The organism is Actinoplanes sp. NPDC048988 (assembly GCF_043197815.1).
GTDB lineage: Bacteria > Actinomycetota > Actinomycetes > Mycobacteriales > Micromonosporaceae > Actinoplanes.
Genome location: NZ_JBICTW010000001.1, coordinates 1,353,394 through 1,369,090, shown reverse-complemented (window position 1 = coordinate 1,369,090; position 15,697 = coordinate 1,353,394). Strand labels below are relative to the sequence as shown.

The 15,697-nt window shown below is 69.6% G+C and carries 16 protein-coding genes; 10 read left to right on the top strand and 6 right to left on the bottom strand.

Annotation, left to right across the window (positions count from 1 at the left end; genetic code table 11):
- Positions 1–53 precede the first annotated feature (53 nt).
- On the bottom strand, positions 54–1,034 hold the full coding sequence (locus tag ACGFJ7_RS06265) for a hypothetical protein (protein WP_360247042.1): 981 nt from the start codon (positions 1,032–1,034) through the stop codon (positions 54–56).
- A 205-nt stretch (positions 1,035–1,239) separates the two neighbouring features.
- On the opposite strand from ACGFJ7_RS06265, the gene ACGFJ7_RS06260 reads away from it, so the two are divergent.
- From ACGFJ7_RS06260 to pstB, 6 genes are all read left to right on the top strand, one after another.
- On the top strand, positions 1,240–1,962 hold the full coding sequence (locus ACGFJ7_RS06260; RefSeq protein ID WP_179854978.1) for a response regulator transcription factor: 723 nt from the start codon (positions 1,240–1,242) through the stop codon (positions 1,960–1,962).
- An 8-nt stretch (positions 1,963–1,970) separates the two neighbouring features.
- Complete coding sequence (mshD, locus tag ACGFJ7_RS06255; RefSeq protein WP_360247040.1) at positions 1,971–2,849, top strand: mycothiol synthase; 879 nt, start codon at positions 1,971–1,973, stop codon at positions 2,847–2,849.
- 258 nt (positions 2,850–3,107) lie between these two features.
- On the top strand, positions 3,108–4,202 hold the full coding sequence (pstS, locus tag ACGFJ7_RS06250) for a phosphate ABC transporter substrate-binding protein PstS (RefSeq protein WP_360247038.1): 1,095 nt from the start codon (positions 3,108–3,110) through the stop codon (positions 4,200–4,202).
- Between the two features lie 46 nt (positions 4,203–4,248).
- Complete coding sequence (pstC, locus tag ACGFJ7_RS06245) at positions 4,249–5,319, top strand: phosphate ABC transporter permease subunit PstC (RefSeq protein ID WP_360247036.1); 1,071 nt, start codon at positions 4,249–4,251, stop codon at positions 5,317–5,319.
- A 32-nt stretch (positions 5,320–5,351) separates the two neighbouring features.
- Positions 5,352–6,398, top strand: coding sequence for a phosphate ABC transporter permease PstA (gene pstA, locus ACGFJ7_RS06240; RefSeq protein WP_392641314.1), 1,047 nt, complete (start codon positions 5,352–5,354; stop codon positions 6,396–6,398).
- 13 nt (positions 6,399–6,411) lie between these two features.
- Positions 6,412–7,188, top strand: a complete 777-nt coding sequence (gene pstB / locus ACGFJ7_RS06235; RefSeq protein WP_360247034.1) for a phosphate ABC transporter ATP-binding protein PstB — start codon at positions 6,412–6,414, stop codon at positions 7,186–7,188.
- Positions 7,189–7,218: 30 nt separating this feature from the next.
- On the opposite strand, the gene ACGFJ7_RS06230 is transcribed toward pstB, so the two are convergent.
- Positions 7,219–7,974: an NUDIX domain-containing protein gene (locus ACGFJ7_RS06230; RefSeq protein WP_392641312.1), complete on the bottom strand. Its 756-nt coding sequence runs from the start codon at positions 7,972–7,974 to the stop codon at positions 7,219–7,221.
- A gap of 128 nt (positions 7,975–8,102) precedes the next feature.
- On the opposite strand from ACGFJ7_RS06230, the gene ACGFJ7_RS06225 reads away from it, so the two are divergent.
- The 3 genes from ACGFJ7_RS06225 to ACGFJ7_RS06215 are packed head-to-tail and all read left to right on the top strand — an operon-like array spanning position 8,103 to position 11,767.
- On the top strand, positions 8,103–9,080 hold the full coding sequence (locus tag ACGFJ7_RS06225) for a Gfo/Idh/MocA family protein (protein WP_392641120.1): 978 nt from the start codon (positions 8,103–8,105) through the stop codon (positions 9,078–9,080).
- A 9-nt stretch (positions 9,081–9,089) separates the two neighbouring features.
- Entirely contained in the window at positions 9,090–10,130 is a 1,041-nt protein-coding gene (locus tag ACGFJ7_RS06220; RefSeq protein WP_360247030.1) for a LacI family DNA-binding transcriptional regulator, read from the top strand.
- A gap of 32 nt (positions 10,131–10,162) precedes the next feature.
- Entirely contained in the window at positions 10,163–11,767 is a 1,605-nt protein-coding gene (locus ACGFJ7_RS06215; protein WP_360247028.1) for a glycoside hydrolase family 13 protein, read from the top strand.
- Between the two features lie 42 nt (positions 11,768–11,809).
- On the opposite strand, the gene ACGFJ7_RS06210 is transcribed toward ACGFJ7_RS06215, so the two are convergent.
- Positions 11,810–12,469: a class I SAM-dependent DNA methyltransferase gene (locus ACGFJ7_RS06210; RefSeq protein WP_392641117.1), complete on the bottom strand. Its 660-nt coding sequence runs from the start codon at positions 12,467–12,469 to the stop codon at positions 11,810–11,812.
- 81 nt (positions 12,470–12,550) lie between these two features.
- Between ACGFJ7_RS06210 and ACGFJ7_RS06205 the strand changes: the two genes are divergently transcribed.
- Complete coding sequence (locus ACGFJ7_RS06205) at positions 12,551–13,012, top strand: MarR family winged helix-turn-helix transcriptional regulator (protein WP_392641115.1); 462 nt, start codon at positions 12,551–12,553, stop codon at positions 13,010–13,012.
- On the opposite strand, the gene ACGFJ7_RS06200 is transcribed toward ACGFJ7_RS06205, so the two are convergent.
- The 3 genes from ACGFJ7_RS06200 to ACGFJ7_RS06190 all read right to left on the bottom strand — a co-directional run bounded on the left by ACGFJ7_RS06200 (position 13,009) and on the right by ACGFJ7_RS06190 (position 15,688).
- Positions 13,009–14,019, bottom strand: a complete 1,011-nt coding sequence (locus ACGFJ7_RS06200) for an inorganic phosphate transporter (RefSeq protein WP_360247022.1) — start codon at positions 14,017–14,019, stop codon at positions 13,009–13,011. The two genes, ACGFJ7_RS06205 and ACGFJ7_RS06200, sit on opposite strands and share 4 nt — an antisense overlap.
- A 3-nt stretch (positions 14,020–14,022) precedes the next feature.
- Positions 14,023–14,649 carry a DUF47 family protein gene (locus ACGFJ7_RS06195; protein WP_360247020.1) on the bottom strand — a complete coding sequence of 209 codons (627 nt, stop codon included), beginning with the start codon at positions 14,647–14,649 and terminating at the stop codon, positions 14,023–14,025.
- Between the two features lie 79 nt (positions 14,650–14,728).
- Positions 14,729–15,688, bottom strand: a complete 960-nt coding sequence (locus ACGFJ7_RS06190) for a hypothetical protein (RefSeq protein WP_392641113.1) — start codon at positions 15,686–15,688, stop codon at positions 14,729–14,731.
- Positions 15,689–15,697 lie beyond the last annotated feature (9 nt).

Below are 15,697 nucleotides of genomic sequence, written 5' to 3'. Positions count from 1 at the left end.
ATCGAAGCGACGACGAAAAGGTACATGCCCCGTTCCACCGCGCCGCGAAACGGTCAGTTGAGGTACCAGTGCGTCACGGCGTAGGCGAGGGGCGCGATCAGGGCGAAGGCGCCCAGCGGCCCCTGCATGTGCCGGGCCACCCAGAAGGTCGGCGCGTCGCCGGCCAGACGGCGCCCGGCCTGCCCGAAGTTGACGGCCAGGTCGACCAGGTGGGCCGCGACGACCGCGATCAGGCCGATCACCGCGCCCTTGGCCGGGGTGAAGGGCAGCACCAGCACGCTGCCGAGGAAGGCGGCGGCCAGGGTGCCGAGCATCGCGCCGAGCACCACGCCGGCCGCGCCGCGCGGCACCTGGGCCGCGATCCGCGGCTTGGGCAGGACGGCGTCGGTGGCCCGGGCGACCACCAGGGCCACCCCGGCCGCGGTGGCGCACATGGTCAGCGTCTGGGTGCCGGACTCCTGCCGGGTGAGCAGGATGGGGACGGCGTACGCGACCACGCCGGCCATGATCGCCAGGGTGGCCCGCCACGAGTCGCGGGCCCGGGCCCGGTCACCCGAGCGGACCAGCTGGGCGATGAACGCCACCAGGAACCCGGCGAGCAGCACCCACACGAGCGGGAGCAGTTCCGGTTCGGCCCGGTTGACGGCCAGGTAGTCGGCGATCAGCGCGACCACCCCGCTGACCCCGGCGGTGATCGTGGCCTGGGCCGGCCGCAGCGCCATGATCCAGGCGATCAGATAGAGAGCCTGCACCCCGAACAGGACGATCGCGTACGGCAGGCGGGCGTCCGGGGCCGAGGTCTGCGCGCCCAGGATCAACCCGATCGCGAGCAGGCCGGAGAACCCGGCGATGGCCAGCGAGAGCTGCCGGCGGACCGGTACGACCTCGATCTCCTCGAACTCCTCGTCGAGGTCGTCGTCGGCTGGGTCGTCGTCGGGGTGGACGCCGGAGGGCGGCCGCTTGCCGCCGGAGCGCGCGATCTCGCGCGACGCGTCGGCGTCCCAGGGGTCGTCCTGCGGCATGGAGGGGAACACGCAGCGATCGTGCCAGACCCGGGCCCCGAAGGTAAAAGGCCGGTTACGCGGCCATGGTGGGAGCGTTCACTACGTCACTCGGGCAAACGATCGAGGTGTTCCAGGCGGTGGATCGGTTAAGGTAAGCGCAGCCCACCCGTCGGTGACGCCGGGAACAACTACGCCGATGAGTCACCCTGTGCGGCCCTGGGCCGCAAGGACGGAGGTGAGTGTGGAAATCCTTCTGTTGGTGACGGCACGTGCCGGTGAGCCTTCCGCCGTGCTGCCCGCGCTGGATCTGCTTCCCCACTCCGTACGCACCGCCCCCCGCGATGTCCGCACCCTGGTGTCCGGCCCGAGCCCCGACGCCGTCCTGGTCGACGCGCGGTCCGAGCTCTCCGAGGCCCGTGCCACGTGCCGCATGCTGCACGCGACCGGCATCGGCGTCCCGCTGATGGCCGTGGTCACCGAGGCCGGCCTGATCGCGCTCAACGCCGACTGGGGCGTCGACGACGTCATCCTGGCCAGCGCGGGTCCGGCCGAGGTCGAGGCCCGGCTGCGCCTGGGCGTCGGCCGCCTGAGCAACGCGACCGCGGGCGCCGGCGGATCGATCCGGGCCGGTGAGCTCAACATCGACCCCGACACGTACGCGGCGAAGCTCAAGGGCCGCCCGCTCGACCTCACCTACAAGGAGTTCGAGCTGCTCAAGTTCCTCGCCCAGCACCCGGGCCGGGTCTTCACCCGCGACCAGCTGCTGCGTGAGGTCTGGGGCTACGACTACTTCGGCGGCACCCGCACGGTCGACGTGCACGTGCGGCGCCTGCGGGCCAAGCTCGGCTCCGAGTACGAGTCGATGATCGGCACCGTGCGCCAGGTCGGTTACAAGTTCGTGGTCCCGCCGTCCGGCCGTCAGCTGCCGGACAACGAGCCGGTCTCGCTGCCGGTCTGAGACCACCCATGACGGAGATCCGCTCCACGGATCGGCTGACGTCCGCGGAGGCGGCCGGCGTTCTCGCGCTGGCCGCCGCCGCGGAAAAGGCCGACGGTGTCTATCCCCTTTCCGAGGATGTGGTTCTCCGGGTACGCGGCGGGGGTGATCCCGCGGCACAGCGGCACCTTCTCGCCTCGCAAGACGATGAGCTCGTCGGTTACGCGTTCCTCGAGGACGCGTCCGGCGAGCTTTTTGTTCATCCGGCCCACCGGCGGCACGGCCACGGCACGGCGCTGCTCGCGGCTGCCGGTGACGGCCCGCTGACCTTCTGGGCGCACGGCGACGAGCCCGGCGCGCGGGCTTTCGCCGAGAAGGCCGCTTTCGCCCGGGTGCGCGTCCTGTGGCAGATGCGGCGTTCATTGCTCGAGCCGCTGCCCGACATCCCGCTGCCCGCCGGCCTGACCGTGCGCGCCTTCCGCCCCGGCTCCGACGAGGACGCCTGGCTGGCGGTGAACGCCCGCGCGTTCGCCCACCACCCCGAGCAGGGCCGCTGGACGATCGACGACCTGCTGCTGCGCGAGGCCGAGCCGTGGTTCGATCCGGCCGGCTTCCTGCTCGCCGTCGACATCGAGGACACGCTCGCCGGCTACCACTGGACCAAGGTCCACCCCGCCTCCGGCGACGATCCGGCGCTGGGTGAGATCTACGTGCTCGGCGTCGACCCGAGCGGTCACCGCAAGGGCCTGGGCGCCGCGCTGAGCGTGGCCGGACTGCGCCATCTGGCCGCGCAGGGGCTCACCGTTTCGAACCTTTATGTCGACGAGTCGAATGCCGCCGCGGTCGCTTTGTACCGCCGTCTGGGCTTCGAGATCTTCAAAACCGACGTGAGTTATCAGCGTCACTGATTCGTATTCTCACGAGTCACGAACAGGACAAGGCCGTATCTCGGGGCGGTAACTACCGCCCGTATAAGTCGGATATTTCGGTCTCTAGTCACTCAGTTCACGCAACGGACAACTCGCCCTCAGGACAAGGCCATGTTCCGGCGGAAACGTGTTCACCGCCAGTTCACCAATGGCCAGGTAACCGGCTACCTCGCCTGCTTAGCTTTCGTTGTGTTGCCGGTGCGATACCGGCTTGCACACCACCCTGAAGGGAAAACAGTGAAGCTCCAGCGGTCCGGTTACATCGCCGGCATTGCTCTGACTGCCACGCTCGCCCTCACCGCGTGCGGCTCGGACAACAACGAGCCGTCGGGTGACAGCGGCGCTTCGGCTGCTGCCGGCAACTGTGTTGCGGGCAGCGTGACGGCTCAGGGCTCTTCGGCTCAGAAGAACGCCATGGCCGAGTGGATCAAGAAGTACCAGTCGCAGTGTTCCGACGCCAAGATCAACTACGAGGCCACCGCCTCGGGCGCCGGCATCCAGGCCTTCATCGCGGGGACCGCCGACTTCGCCGGCTCCGACTCGGCCCTCAAGGAGGAGGAGCAGCCGAAGGCCGACGCCAAGTGCGCCGGCGGCGCCGCCCTCAACCTCCCGATGGTCGTCGGCCCGATCTCGGTCGTCTACAACCTGGACGGTGTCGACAACCTCCAGCTCGACGCGCCGACCCTCGCGAAGATCTTCGACAGCAAGATCACCAAGTGGAACGACCCGGCGATCGCCGCGCAGAACTCGGGCGCCAAGCTCCCGGACAGCACCATCACCGCCGTGCACCGCTCGGACGAGTCGGGCACGACCGACAACTTCACCAAGTACCTGAGCAAGGCCGCCGAGAAGGACTGGACCTACGGCAACGCCAAGGCCTGGAAGGCCAAGGGCGGCACCGGTGCGGCCAAGTCGGACGGCGTGGCCAGCGCGGTCAAGAGCACGGCCGGCTCCATCTCGTACGTCGAGCTCTCCTTCGCCGAGAACAGCGACCTGCAGAAGGCCAAGATCAAGAACGGTGCCGGCGAGTACACCGAGCTGACCGCCGAGTCGGCCGGTAAGGGCATCGAGGGCGCCAAGATCACCGGCACCGGCAACGACCTCAAGCTCAGCATCGACTACAACGCCACCACGGCCGGCGCGTACCCGATCGTCCTGGCGACCTACGAGATCGTCTGCAGCAAGGGTTCCGCCAAGGCCGCCTCGCTGAAGGCCTTCTTCACCTACACCTCGAGCAAGGGTGGCCAGGACGCGCTGACCGACCTCGGCTACGCCCCGCTGCCGGAGACCATCCGGTCCAAGGTCGAGACCGCCGTCGCCTCGATCTCCTGACCTAGCCAGATAGTCAAATCCCTCCGAGACGACAGCGAGCGAGCAGATGGGTGACTACCCCTCCCGCTCGGAGAACGCCACCGCCGGCGACCTGGGTGCGACAGCAAGCCACACCCAGGTCGCCGGCCTCGGCGTATCCCCGAGCAGTTACGAAGAACCCCCGTTCGGCGGCGGTGGCGCCCTCCCCCGGAAGAAGCGCTTCTCGATGGAGAGCGGGTTCCGCGGTCTCTCCGTCGGCGCGGGCGCGATGGTGCTGGTCATCATCGTGGCCATCGCGATCTTCCTGATCTCCAAGGCGGCGCCGGCCATCAGCGCCGACAAAGAGAACTTCCTGACCTTCAAACAGTGGTTCCCGAACGAGACGTCGCCGCGCTTCGGCATCGCGGCGCTGGCCTTCGGCACCGTGCTCACCTCGGTGATCGCCTTGATCGTGGCCGTGCCCATCGCCCTGGGCATCGCGCTGTTCCTGTCGCACTACGCGCCCAAGCGGCTGGCCACGCCGCTGGGCTTCGTGATCGACCTGCTGGCCGCCGTGCCCAGTGTCGTCTTCGGCCTCTGGGGCCGCGACGTCTTCATGGAGCCGGTCCGCAGCTTCTCGGAGTGGCTCAACAAGTACTTCAGCTGGATCCCGATCTTCGGCGGCGACGGCCCGTTCGGCCGCTCCGTCCTGCTCGGCTCGCTGGTGCTGGCGATCATGGTGCTGCCGATCGTCACCTCGCTCTCCCGTGAGGTCTTCCTGCAGACCCCGGCCATGAACGAGGAGGCCGCCCTCGCCCTGGGCGCCACCAAGTGGGAGATGATCCGCACCGCGGTCCTGCCCTACGGCAAGCCCGGCGTGATCGCGTCCGTGATGCTCGGCCTCGGCCGCGCGCTCGGCGAGACGATCGCCCTGGCCCTGACCCTGGGCGTCGTCTTCAACGTCTCGTTCAACATCATCGAGAACGGCGGTAACTCCATCGCCGCCAACATCGCCAACGCCTTCGGCGAGGCCAACGAGACCGGCCGCGGCGCCCTGATCGCCTCGGGTCTCGTCCTGTTCGCCATCACCCTCGTGGTGAACATGGCCGCTCGGGCGATCATCTACCGTCGGCGCGAGTTCCGGGACAGTGCGGCATGACACTTCTGCAGAACGAGGCGTCTGAGGTCGTCATGACGCCGGACAACATCCGGACCAAGAAGCTGCCGCTGGCGTACAACGTCGGCATCGCGGTCGTCGCCCTGGCCATCGCCGCGGCGATCGTGTTCCCCACCGGCATCGGCAACTGGGTGCTGGTCGTCGTGCTCGGTGTCGTGTTCTACCTGATCGGTCTCCAGATCGTGGCCGGCCGCATCGAGGGCTCGCGTGCGGCCCGCAACCGCATGTGGCAGGCCGCCATCTACTGCGCCTGTGTGCTGGCGATCCTGCCGCTCGCCTCGGTGGTGTGGACGCTGGTCTCCAAGGGCGTGTCCCGCCTGGACGGTGACTTCTTCGGCAGCTCGATGAACAACATCGGCGCCCGCGACGCCAACGGTGGCGCCTACCACGCCATCATCGGCACCCTGGAGCAGGTCGGCATCGCCGCGCTGATGGCCGTGCCGCTCGGCGTGCTCGGCGCGATCTACCTGGTCGAGTACGGCCGGGGCAAGTTCGCCGCCACGGTCCGCTTCTTCGTCGACGTCATGACCGGCATCCCGTCGATCGTGGCCGGCCTGTTCGTCCTGTCGTTCTGGGTGCTGATCGTCAGCAAGTGGTTCAACGACGGGACGCCGCAGTTCTCCGGCTTCGCCGCCTCGCTGGCCCTGACCGTGCTGATGCTGCCGACGATCGTGCGGTCCACCGAGGAGATGCTGCGCCTGGTGCCCGGTCCGTTGCGGGAGGGCGCGTACGCGCTCGGCGTGCCGAAGTGGAAGACGATCCTCAAGGTGGTCCTGCCGACCGCCCTGCCCGGCATCGTCACCGGCGTCATGCTCTCCATCGCCCGCGCGGCCGGCGAGACGGCCCCGGTCCTGCTCGTGGCCGGCGGCGCCGCCGCGATCAACTTCAACCCGTTCGAGGGTGGACAGCAGTCCCTGTCGCTGTTCGTGTACCAGCAGGCCGGCGACGCCTCGAAGTACGCTCCGGCCCGTGCCTGGACCGCCGCTCTCACGCTGGTCGCTCTCGTTCTCGTCCTGACGATCGCGGCCAAGCTGCTCGCCCGCCGCTCGAGTCTCCGTTAAGAGGTATCCCCCCATGGCCAAGCGCATCGAGGCGAGCGGCGTCAGCTCGTACTACGGCAACTTCAAGGCGATCGACGGCATCTCGATGACCGTCGAGCCCAAGACGATCACCGCCCTGATCGGACCGTCGGGCTGCGGCAAGTCGACGTTCCTGCGGTCCATCAACCGCATGCACGAGGTGCTGCCGAACGCCCGCATCGAGGGCCGGCTCACCATCGACGACCAGAACATCTACGACCCGGACGTGGACGTCACCGCGGTCCGCCGGCTGATCGGCATGGTCTTCCAGCGGCCCAACCCGTTCCCGACGATGTCGATCTACGAGAACGTGGTGGCCGGCCTCAAGCTCAACGGCGTCAAGAAGAAGTCGGTGCTGGACGACGCGGCCGAGCAGTCGCTGAAGTCGGCCAACCTGTGGAACGAGGTCAAGGACCGGCTCAACCGGCCCGGCGCCGGCCTCTCCGGTGGTCAGCAGCAGCGTCTCTGCATCGCCCGCACCATCGCGGTCGAGCCCCAGGTCGTGCTGATGGACGAGCCGTGCTCGGCGCTCGACCCGATCTCGACGCTGGCGATCGAGGACCTGATGTTCAAGCTGAAGGACCGCTTCACGATCATCATCGTCACGCACAACATGCAGCAGGCGGCCCGCGTCAGCGACAAGACCGGCTTCTTCTCGATCGACAAGACCGGCGACCCCGGCCGCCTGATCGAGTACGACGACACGCAGAAGATCTTCAGCAACCCGTCGGAGAAGAAGACCGAGGACTACATCACCGGCCGCTTCGGCTGAGTTCGTCTTTTTATGGAAGGCGCCCTGCTGCTAAGGAATGTGCAGCAGGGCGCCGCCGTCTTCGGTGAATTCCACGCGAGGCTGAACGGGCGTCGCGGCATTGCGGCGGCTCGAGGCGGCGACCACTTCAGCTATTTTTTTGTACGGTCGTAATGAGTCAACGGTCGAGCGCGTCGGTGGGAGCATGGCCAGGTCGTACGCGGCTGCCGGGCCGGACCATTGGGTGCCGTCACTCTCACCAGAGACGTCACGGGCCGTCTGTCCTTCCGGCAGGAGAGAGACGAAAAACCAGGTGTCGAAGCGCCTCGGCTCGAATTCCGGCGTGATCCAGCGGGCCCAGGGAAAAAGTAGGTCGTCGCGCAGCCGCAGGTCGTGACGCCTCAGCAACTCGGTCAGCGTCAGCTCGCGGGCGGCCAGGGCGGCCCGCTCCGCCTCCCACTCGTCGGTGCTGACATCGCTCACCGTGCGGTCGGGCTGCTCGATCGGGCCGGCCAGCAGGACTCCGGCCTCCTCGAAGAGCTCGCGGGCGGCCGCGCCGACGACGGCCCGGGCGCGCTCATCGGGCACGCCGAGCAGCGCGGACCAGTCCTTGCGGATCGTCTCCGGGCGGTCGGACGGATCGACGCCGCCACCGGGGAACGCGTACAGGCCGCCGAAGACCATCGTGGTGGCGCGCTTCAAGACGTACAGCTGGAAGGAATCGCCCGAAGGGCGCAGAAGCACGACGGTGGCCGCGTCGCGGACCGGAGCCGGAGTGCCGCGGAACTCGCGTGCCCTTTTGACCATGGCCGGTGGAAGGCTGAACGGTGTCGAGTCGGTCACCGTTCGATCCTCCCCATCCAACCGCCCCACCCACCACCCTAAACCGGACTGGACGGCTGTCTTTCTGCCCCGCGAAAGATAGCGTAGCGATCATGACCGCACAGAAGGTTCGCTGGGGCATTCTCGGCCCCGGCGGGATCGCCGCCACGTTCGCCGCCGACCTGCCGCTCGTGCCCGGCGCCGAGCTCGCCGCCGTCGGATCGCGCTCGGCGGAGACCGCCGCCGCGTTCGCCGAGCGGTTCGGCTTCGCCCGCGCGCACGACTCGTACGTCGACCTCGCCGCCGACCCGGACGTCGACGTCGTCTACATCGCCACGCCGCACGCCTTCCACGCCGAGGCCGCACTGCTCTGCATCGAGGCCGGCAAGCACGTCCTGGTCGAGAAGCCGATCACGCTCGACCTGCTGACCGCGGCCGAGGTGATCGCGGCCGCCCGCGACAAGGGCGTCTTCCTCATGGAGGCCATGTGGATGCGGCTCAACCCCGCCATCCGCAAGATCGCCGAGCTGGTCGAGGAGGGCGCGATCGGCTGGGTCAGCGCGATCCACGCCGACTTCGGCCTGCAGGGCCCGTTCGGCGCCGAGCACCGGCTGCGCGACCCCAAGCTGGGCGGCGGCGCCCTGCTCGATCTCGGCGTCTACCCGATCAACCTGGTCCATCTGATCCTCGGCGCGCCGGCCTCGGTGCAGGCCTGGGCGCACCTCACCCCGGAGCGGGTGGACGAGAACACCGGCGTGCTGCTCGGCTACGAGCCGGGCGCGGTCGCCGCGATCACGTGCAGCATCAACGGCGAGAGCCGCAACAACGCGACGATCACCGGCACCGACGGGCGGATCGAGCTGCCCTCGGGCTTCTTCGTGCCGCGCTCGTTCCGGCTGCACCGGGCGGGCAAGGAGCCGGAGACCTTCGAGTTCCCGTTCGAGGGCAGCGGCTACCAGTTCGAGGCGGCCGAGGTGCAGCGCGCCATCCTCGCCGGCGAGCAGGAGAGCCCGCTCATGCCGCACGCCACCACGCTGGAGATCATGACTCTGCTCGACACGATCCGCGAGGAGATCGGCGTCGTCTACTAAGGTGGCTTGATGCCGTCGAGAAAGGTCGGCGGCAAGCCGACGTCGAGCGATGTGGCCAAGGCTGCTGGAGTCTCCCGGTCCGCCGTCTCGTTCGCCTTCAACAATCCCCAGCGCCTCTCGTCGGCGACCCGCGAGCGCATTCTCGCGGTCGCCGGCGAGCTCGGCTACACGCCCAGCCCGCTGGCCAAGATGCTGCAGTCCGGCGCCACCAACTCCATCGGTGTCCTGCTGCCGCAGAAACTGGCCCAGGTGCTGGAGAACCCGTACTACGCCCGCTTCCTGATGGGTGTCGGCCAGGTCTGTGACCAGGAGGGCTACACGCTCCTGCTCAGCCCGCCGCTGCAGGACTCGGTGCTCAAGGCCATCCCGGTCGCGGCGGCCGACGGCTTCATCGTGTGCGGCCTGCAGACCGAGGGCGCCGAGGTGGCCGAGCTGGAGCGGCGCGGCGCCCCGTTCGTGCTGATCGACAGCGACCGCTACGAGAACGCGCCGAGTGTCGACGTCGACGACCGCGGCGGGGCGTACGAGGTGGCCCGCTACCTGCTCGAGCTGGGCCACCGGCGGCTGGCCGTGCTCTCCATCGACCCCGGGCCGCTGACCCGGGGCTATCGCGGGCCGCTCGGGCGCCGGCTGGCCGGGATCGGCGAGGCCCTGGCCGGGGCGGGCCTGAGCATGGACGACGTGGCGCTGGCCGAGGTGCCGGTGTCGCGGACCGAAGGCTACCGGGCCGCCCGCGAGTTGATGGCCCGCGACCCGAGGCCGACAGCGATCCTGGCCCTGTCCGACGTGCTGGCCTACGGGGCGGTGGACGCGCTCACCGAGCTCGGGCTGGAGGTGCCGGGCGATGTGTCGGTGACCGGGTTCGACGATCTGGCGGAGTCGGCGTGGTTCCGGCCGCGGCTCACGACCGTACGGCAGCCGATCGTGACCAAGGGCCGGACCGCGGCCGACTTCCTGATCTCGGCGGTGCGGGGTGAGGACCAACATCCGCACCAGGTGCTCGGTACCACGCTGATCGTCCGTGATTCAACGGCTAAACCGGTGATGTAACACGAGTTAGTAATCCTGCTACGGTCACGATCATGAGTGATTCGTGGTGGCGGTCCGCTGTCATTTATCAGATCTACCCGCGCAGCTTCGCCGACGCGAACGGCGACGGCGTCGGTGACCTGCCCGGTATCCGCAGCCGGCTGCCCTACCTGCGCGACCTGGGCGTCGACGCGGTCTGGCTCTCGCCGTTCTACCTCTCGCCGCAGGCCGACGCCGGCTACGACGTGGCCGACTACCGGGTCGTCGACCCGCTGTTCGGCACCGTCGACGACGCCCGCGACCTGGTGGCCGACGCGCACGACCTCGGCCTGCGGGTGATCGTCGACCTGGTACCCAACCACTCGTCCGACCAGCACGCGTGGTTCCAGCAGGCCCTCCGTGAAGGCCCGGGCTCGCCGCTGCGCGAGCGCTATCACTTCCGCGACGGCCGCGGCGATCTCCCGCCCAACGACTGGCCCTCCATCTTCGGCGGCCCCGCCTGGACCCGGGTGCCGGACGGTCAGTGGTACCTGCACCTGTTCGCCCCCGAGCAGCCCGACTTCAACTGGGACCACCCGGCGGTCGCCGACGAGTTCCGCACCATCCTGCGCTTCTGGCTCGACCTCGGCGTCGACGGCTTCCGCGTCGACGTGGCCCACGGCCTGGTCAAGGAGGCCGGCCTGCCCGACATCGGCCGCGAGACCGAATGGCACCTGCTCGAGGTCGGCGAGAGCCCGTGCTTCGACCGGGACGGCGTCCACGAGATCTACCGCAGCTGGCGGCGCATCCTCGACGAGTACCAGGGCGAGCGGATCGCCGTGGCCGAGGCGTGGGCGCCCACCCTGGACCGGGTGGCCGGCTACGTGCGCCCCGACGAGCTGCACCAGGCGTTCAACTTCAGCTACCTGGCCACCCCGTGGGAGGCCACCGCCCAGCGTTCCGTCATCGACGCCTCCCTGGCCGCGATGCGGGCGGTGGGCGCACCCACCACGTGGACGCTGTCGAACCACGACGTGGTCCGCCACACCAACCGCCTGCTCCAGGACCTCACCGGAGACGTCGCCGGCCGCCGGCCCACCGAGGTCGACCCGGTGGCCGGCCTGCGCCGCGCCCGGGCGGCGTCGCTGCTGCTGCTGGCCCTGCCCGGCTCGGCCTACCTCTACCAGGGCGAGGAACTGGGCCTGCCCGAGGTGATCGACCTGCCGCCGGAGGTCCGCCAGGACCCGGCCTTCCACCGCGCGACCGGCCAGGACGGCTACCGCGACGGCTGCCGCGTCCCGCTGCCCTGGTCGGGCACGTCGGCGCCGTACGGCTTCGGCCCCGAGGGCGGCCCGTCCTGGCTGCCCCAGCCGGCCTCGTGGGCGGCACTGAGCGTCGAGGCCCAGGACGGCGTCGCCGGCTCCACGCTGACCCTGTACCGCGACGCCCTGGCACTGCGCCGCAAGCTGCTGTCGGGCGACGACCTGACCTGGCAGGAGGCCCCCGAGGGCCTGCTGATCCTCGACCGGGGCGCCGGCTTCCGCTGCACGGTCAACATGGGCGCGGCCCCGGTCCGCTTCACCCCGCCGGGCGAGCTCCTGCTGACGAGCGGCCCCGTCGACGGCACCCCCACCGAGATCGAACTCCCCCCGGACACCACAGTGTGGTGGCAGATCTGAGAAGACTCGCCAGGCCGGGGGACGGTCCCGGCCTGGCGCCTCTCACCGGCCTGATCCGGTCCGGCGGACGAGCATGTACCCGTACGGCGGCTCCGATCCTCCGGGCTGCGGGTTGCGACCCTCGAAGATCAGGGTGAACCCCGCGGCGGCGAAGCGGTCCGTCATCTCCTGGGCCGAGAGCCAATAGCGGTCGAAGTCGATGCCGAAGCTCGCGACACGGCTGTCCGGAGCGTTGCGGTGCCGGGCGCCGTCGCCGTGCTTGAAGGCGGCCACTAGATATCCGCCCGGCTTGGCGACCCGGGCCAGCTCGGCGAAGGCGGGAACCCGGGACTCCGGCGCCAGGTAGATCAGCGAGAACCAGCACACCACCCCGGCCAGCGAGGCGTCCCCGAACGGCAGCTCGCGCAGGTCGGCGACCTCGTAGGCGAAGCCGGGGTTGTCCCGCCGCGCCACCTCGATCATCCGAGGCGAGAGATCCACGCCGCGCGGCGACAGGCCCCGGCCCGCGAGGTAAGGAAGAAGGCGGCCGGTGCCGCAGCCCACATCCGCGACGTCGGTGCCCTCGGCCACCGTGAGCTCGGCGAACAGGTCGAGCATGGCCCGCTCGATGGGCATGCTCTCGAGCACCCCGGTCAGATTCTCGGCATACCACTCCGACAGCACGTCATGCGCGTCCCGCAGTTCCTCAGTACCAGCGTCCATCCCGGGCAACTTACCGGTGCGGTCGTTAGCCGGCTATCGGGTTACGCTGCGGCAAGATCGTTAGCTGGCTATCCTTCGATGGTGAAGAGCGTCGAGGTCATGCGCGTCAATGCGGCGCTGAACAAGATGAGCCAGCTGTACCGGGTGGCCAAGGCCAGGCGGCTCGGGGAGCTCGGGCTGCACCCCGGCCAGGACGTGTTGCTGTGGCAGCTGGCTCAGGAACCGGACGGGATCACCGTGACCGAGCTGGCCGGGCGGCTCGGGGTCGAGCCGCCCACGGCTACCCGCAGTCTGGCCCGGCTCGGTGCCGGTGGGTGGTTTCGGCGGGAGCCGGTGCCGGGGGACCGGCGGCAGGTACGGATCGTGATCTCCGAGGCGGGGCTGAAGCTGATCCCGCGTATCGAGGACGCCTGGAACGACCTGGCCGATCAGATCATCGGGTCGGCCACCGTGGCCGAGCGGGCGATCGTGCTCAGCGCCCTCGAACGGGCCAACGACCGGCTCCGGGCCGACCTGGGCGACGACGCCCCGGCCGATAGTTAGCCGAACAGCGGGCGGACCAGCAAGTAGACGCCGCAGGCGATCAGGCCGGCGGCCGGGAACGTGGTCACCCAGGCGACGACGATGTTGCCGGCCACGTTCCAGCGGACCGCGTTCAGGCGCTTCGTGGCGCCCACGCCCATGATCGCCGAGGTGATCGTGTGGGTGGTCGAGATGGGTGCGTGCAGCACGTACGCGTTGAAGAAGAGCACCGAGCTGGCGACCGTCTCGGCGGCGAAGCCCTCGGCCGGGCCGAGGTCGATGATCTTGCGGCCGAGGGTACGGATGATGCGCCATCCGCCGGAGTAGGTGCCCAGGGCGAGCATCGTCGCCGTGGTGATGTAGACCCACCACGGGATGTCGGTGCGGCTGTCCTGGAAACCGCCCGTGTACAGGGCCAGCACGACGATGCCCATGGTCTTCGCCGCGTCCTGGATGCCGTGGCCGATGGACATCGCGGCCGCCGACAGCGTCTGGGCGTGCCGGAAGCCGCGGTTCAGCTTGCCCGGATTGCCGCGCCGGAAGATCCACATGATGGCGACCATCACCAGGAAGCCGAGGATCAGGCCTACGATCGGCGAGGCGACCATCGGGATCAGCACCTTGCTGACGATGTTGCCCCATTGGACGGTGCCCAGGGAGGAGGCGAGCAGGGTGGCGCCGACCAGGCCGCCGAACAGGGCGTGGGACGAGCTCGAGGGCAGGCCGAAGTACCAGGTGATGAGGTTCCAGGTGACGGCGCCGACGACGCCGGCGAAGACGACGCCGAGGCTGGGCACGCCCGGTTCCAGCGTGACCAGGCCGTCGCCGACGGTCTTGGCCACCTGGCCGCCCAGGTGGGCGCCGATGAAGTTGCCGACGGCGGCCATCGTGAGCGCCACCCGCGGGGTCAGCGCGCGGGTGCTGATGCTGGTGGCGATGGCGTTGGCGGCGTCGTGAAAGCCGTTCGTGTAATCGAACGCCATGGCGGCGATGATGACCGCCAGGACGGCGATGAGCTCGGGCGACAAGGTCTAGGACTCCTTGACCGCGATGGTCTCGACCGTGTTCGCCACGTGTTCGAAGGCGTCGCAGGCGGCCTCGAGCTCGTCGGCGACCTCCTTCATCTTCAGGACGGTCAGCGCGTCGTACTCACCGGAGAAGAGCCGGACCAGGAGCATGCGGTACGCCCGGTCGCCCTCGTTCTCGAGGCGGTTGATCTCGATCCAGTACTCGTCGAGACCCTTCATGGCGCGCAGCTTCGGCATCGCCTCGGCGGTGATCTTCGCCTGCTGGTCGAGCACGTTCACCAGCTCGTGCATCTCGCGCGGCAGGGACGGGAGCTCGGTCAGCCCGTACAGGTAAAGCAGATTGCCGACCGCCTCGAGGTGGTCCATCACGTCGTCGAGCTGCGAGCCCAGCGAGTAGATGTCCTCACGGTCGAACGGCGTGATGAAGGTGGAGTTGATCTTCTTATACAGGTCGTGGGTGATCTGGTCGCTGTCGTGCTCGACGTCGGTGAGCCGGTCGCTCACCGACTGCACGTCCACACCGGGCAGCGCCAGCTCGTTGAGCATCTCGGTGCCCTTCACGAGGTTGTGCGCCGCCTTCGTGAAGAGCTCGTAGAAGGCTCCCTCGACGGGACGGAATGAAAACTTCACGGGGCGACCTCGATCGGCAAGCTGGGGATGGATCTCCAGGAATGCTAAGGCCTCCCGTGGTTTACCTTTCGTTCGCCTGTTAAACGGGCTCGCGGCGACGATCGCCACGGGCTGCCGTGGGCCGGGGTGAGGCACGCCGGACGGCCCGGGTCGGCAGCGGTTCGCGCGCCACCCACTGGCTGACCGGGTGGCGGCGCAGATGCTTGGCGAGCCCGCGCTGGTCGGTGTCGGCGATGACGTCGACGCCGGCCTCGCCCAGTTCCGTCCAGATCGCCCGCCGGGCTTGGCGGGTCCCTTCGGGCAGACCCGCGATTCGCACCGTACGGCCGTCCTCGTGGGCCGAGCGCACCATTGCGTGCAGCAGGTGACGCTCCTCGGCCGAGATCGGTTCGCGTCCGTCCCACCCGAACCGGCGGCTCCACGGCTCACTGATCATCGGGACCAGTCCCGCGGGCGCCGCCGGGGAGCCGATGTCGTCGAAGGTCCCCTCGGCGAACGCGTACCGCACCCGCTCGGCCGCGAGCAGCTCGCGCACGTCGACGATGCCGGCGATCGAGACGGTGACCGCGCCCGGAGTCAGCTCGTCACCGTCGCCGCGGCTGAGCAGGGCGGCGTGGTCGCGCAGCTGCTGGTCGAGCATGCGGTAGGCCTGGAGCAGCGTCTCGGCGTCCCGGTTGGCCCCGGTGAACTCGACGGTGAGCCGGAACGGCACCTGCTGCCCCTGGGCGAGCCGGCCACCGTGGGCCCCGATCCGCGCGAAGAGCGGGGTGAGTACCAGCCGGCGCAGGGTGCGCCCGGGCTGGGGGGTGCCGGGGCCGAGGAACAGCTCGCCGTGCGGCCCGGGGGTGACCGGCACGGTCAGGCCGCCCAGGCCGTTGCGCAGCACCGCGGGGAGCGGGTCGAGGTCGGCCGGCCGGGCGATGGCGTGCCCGGTCGCCTGGTACGGGCGGGGCCGGCGGGCCCGTACCGCGGCCGTGACCGCTCCGGCCACGGCCGCGACCCCGGTGAGACCACTCGCGATCGTCACGGCGTCGTTCACAGCGCACCA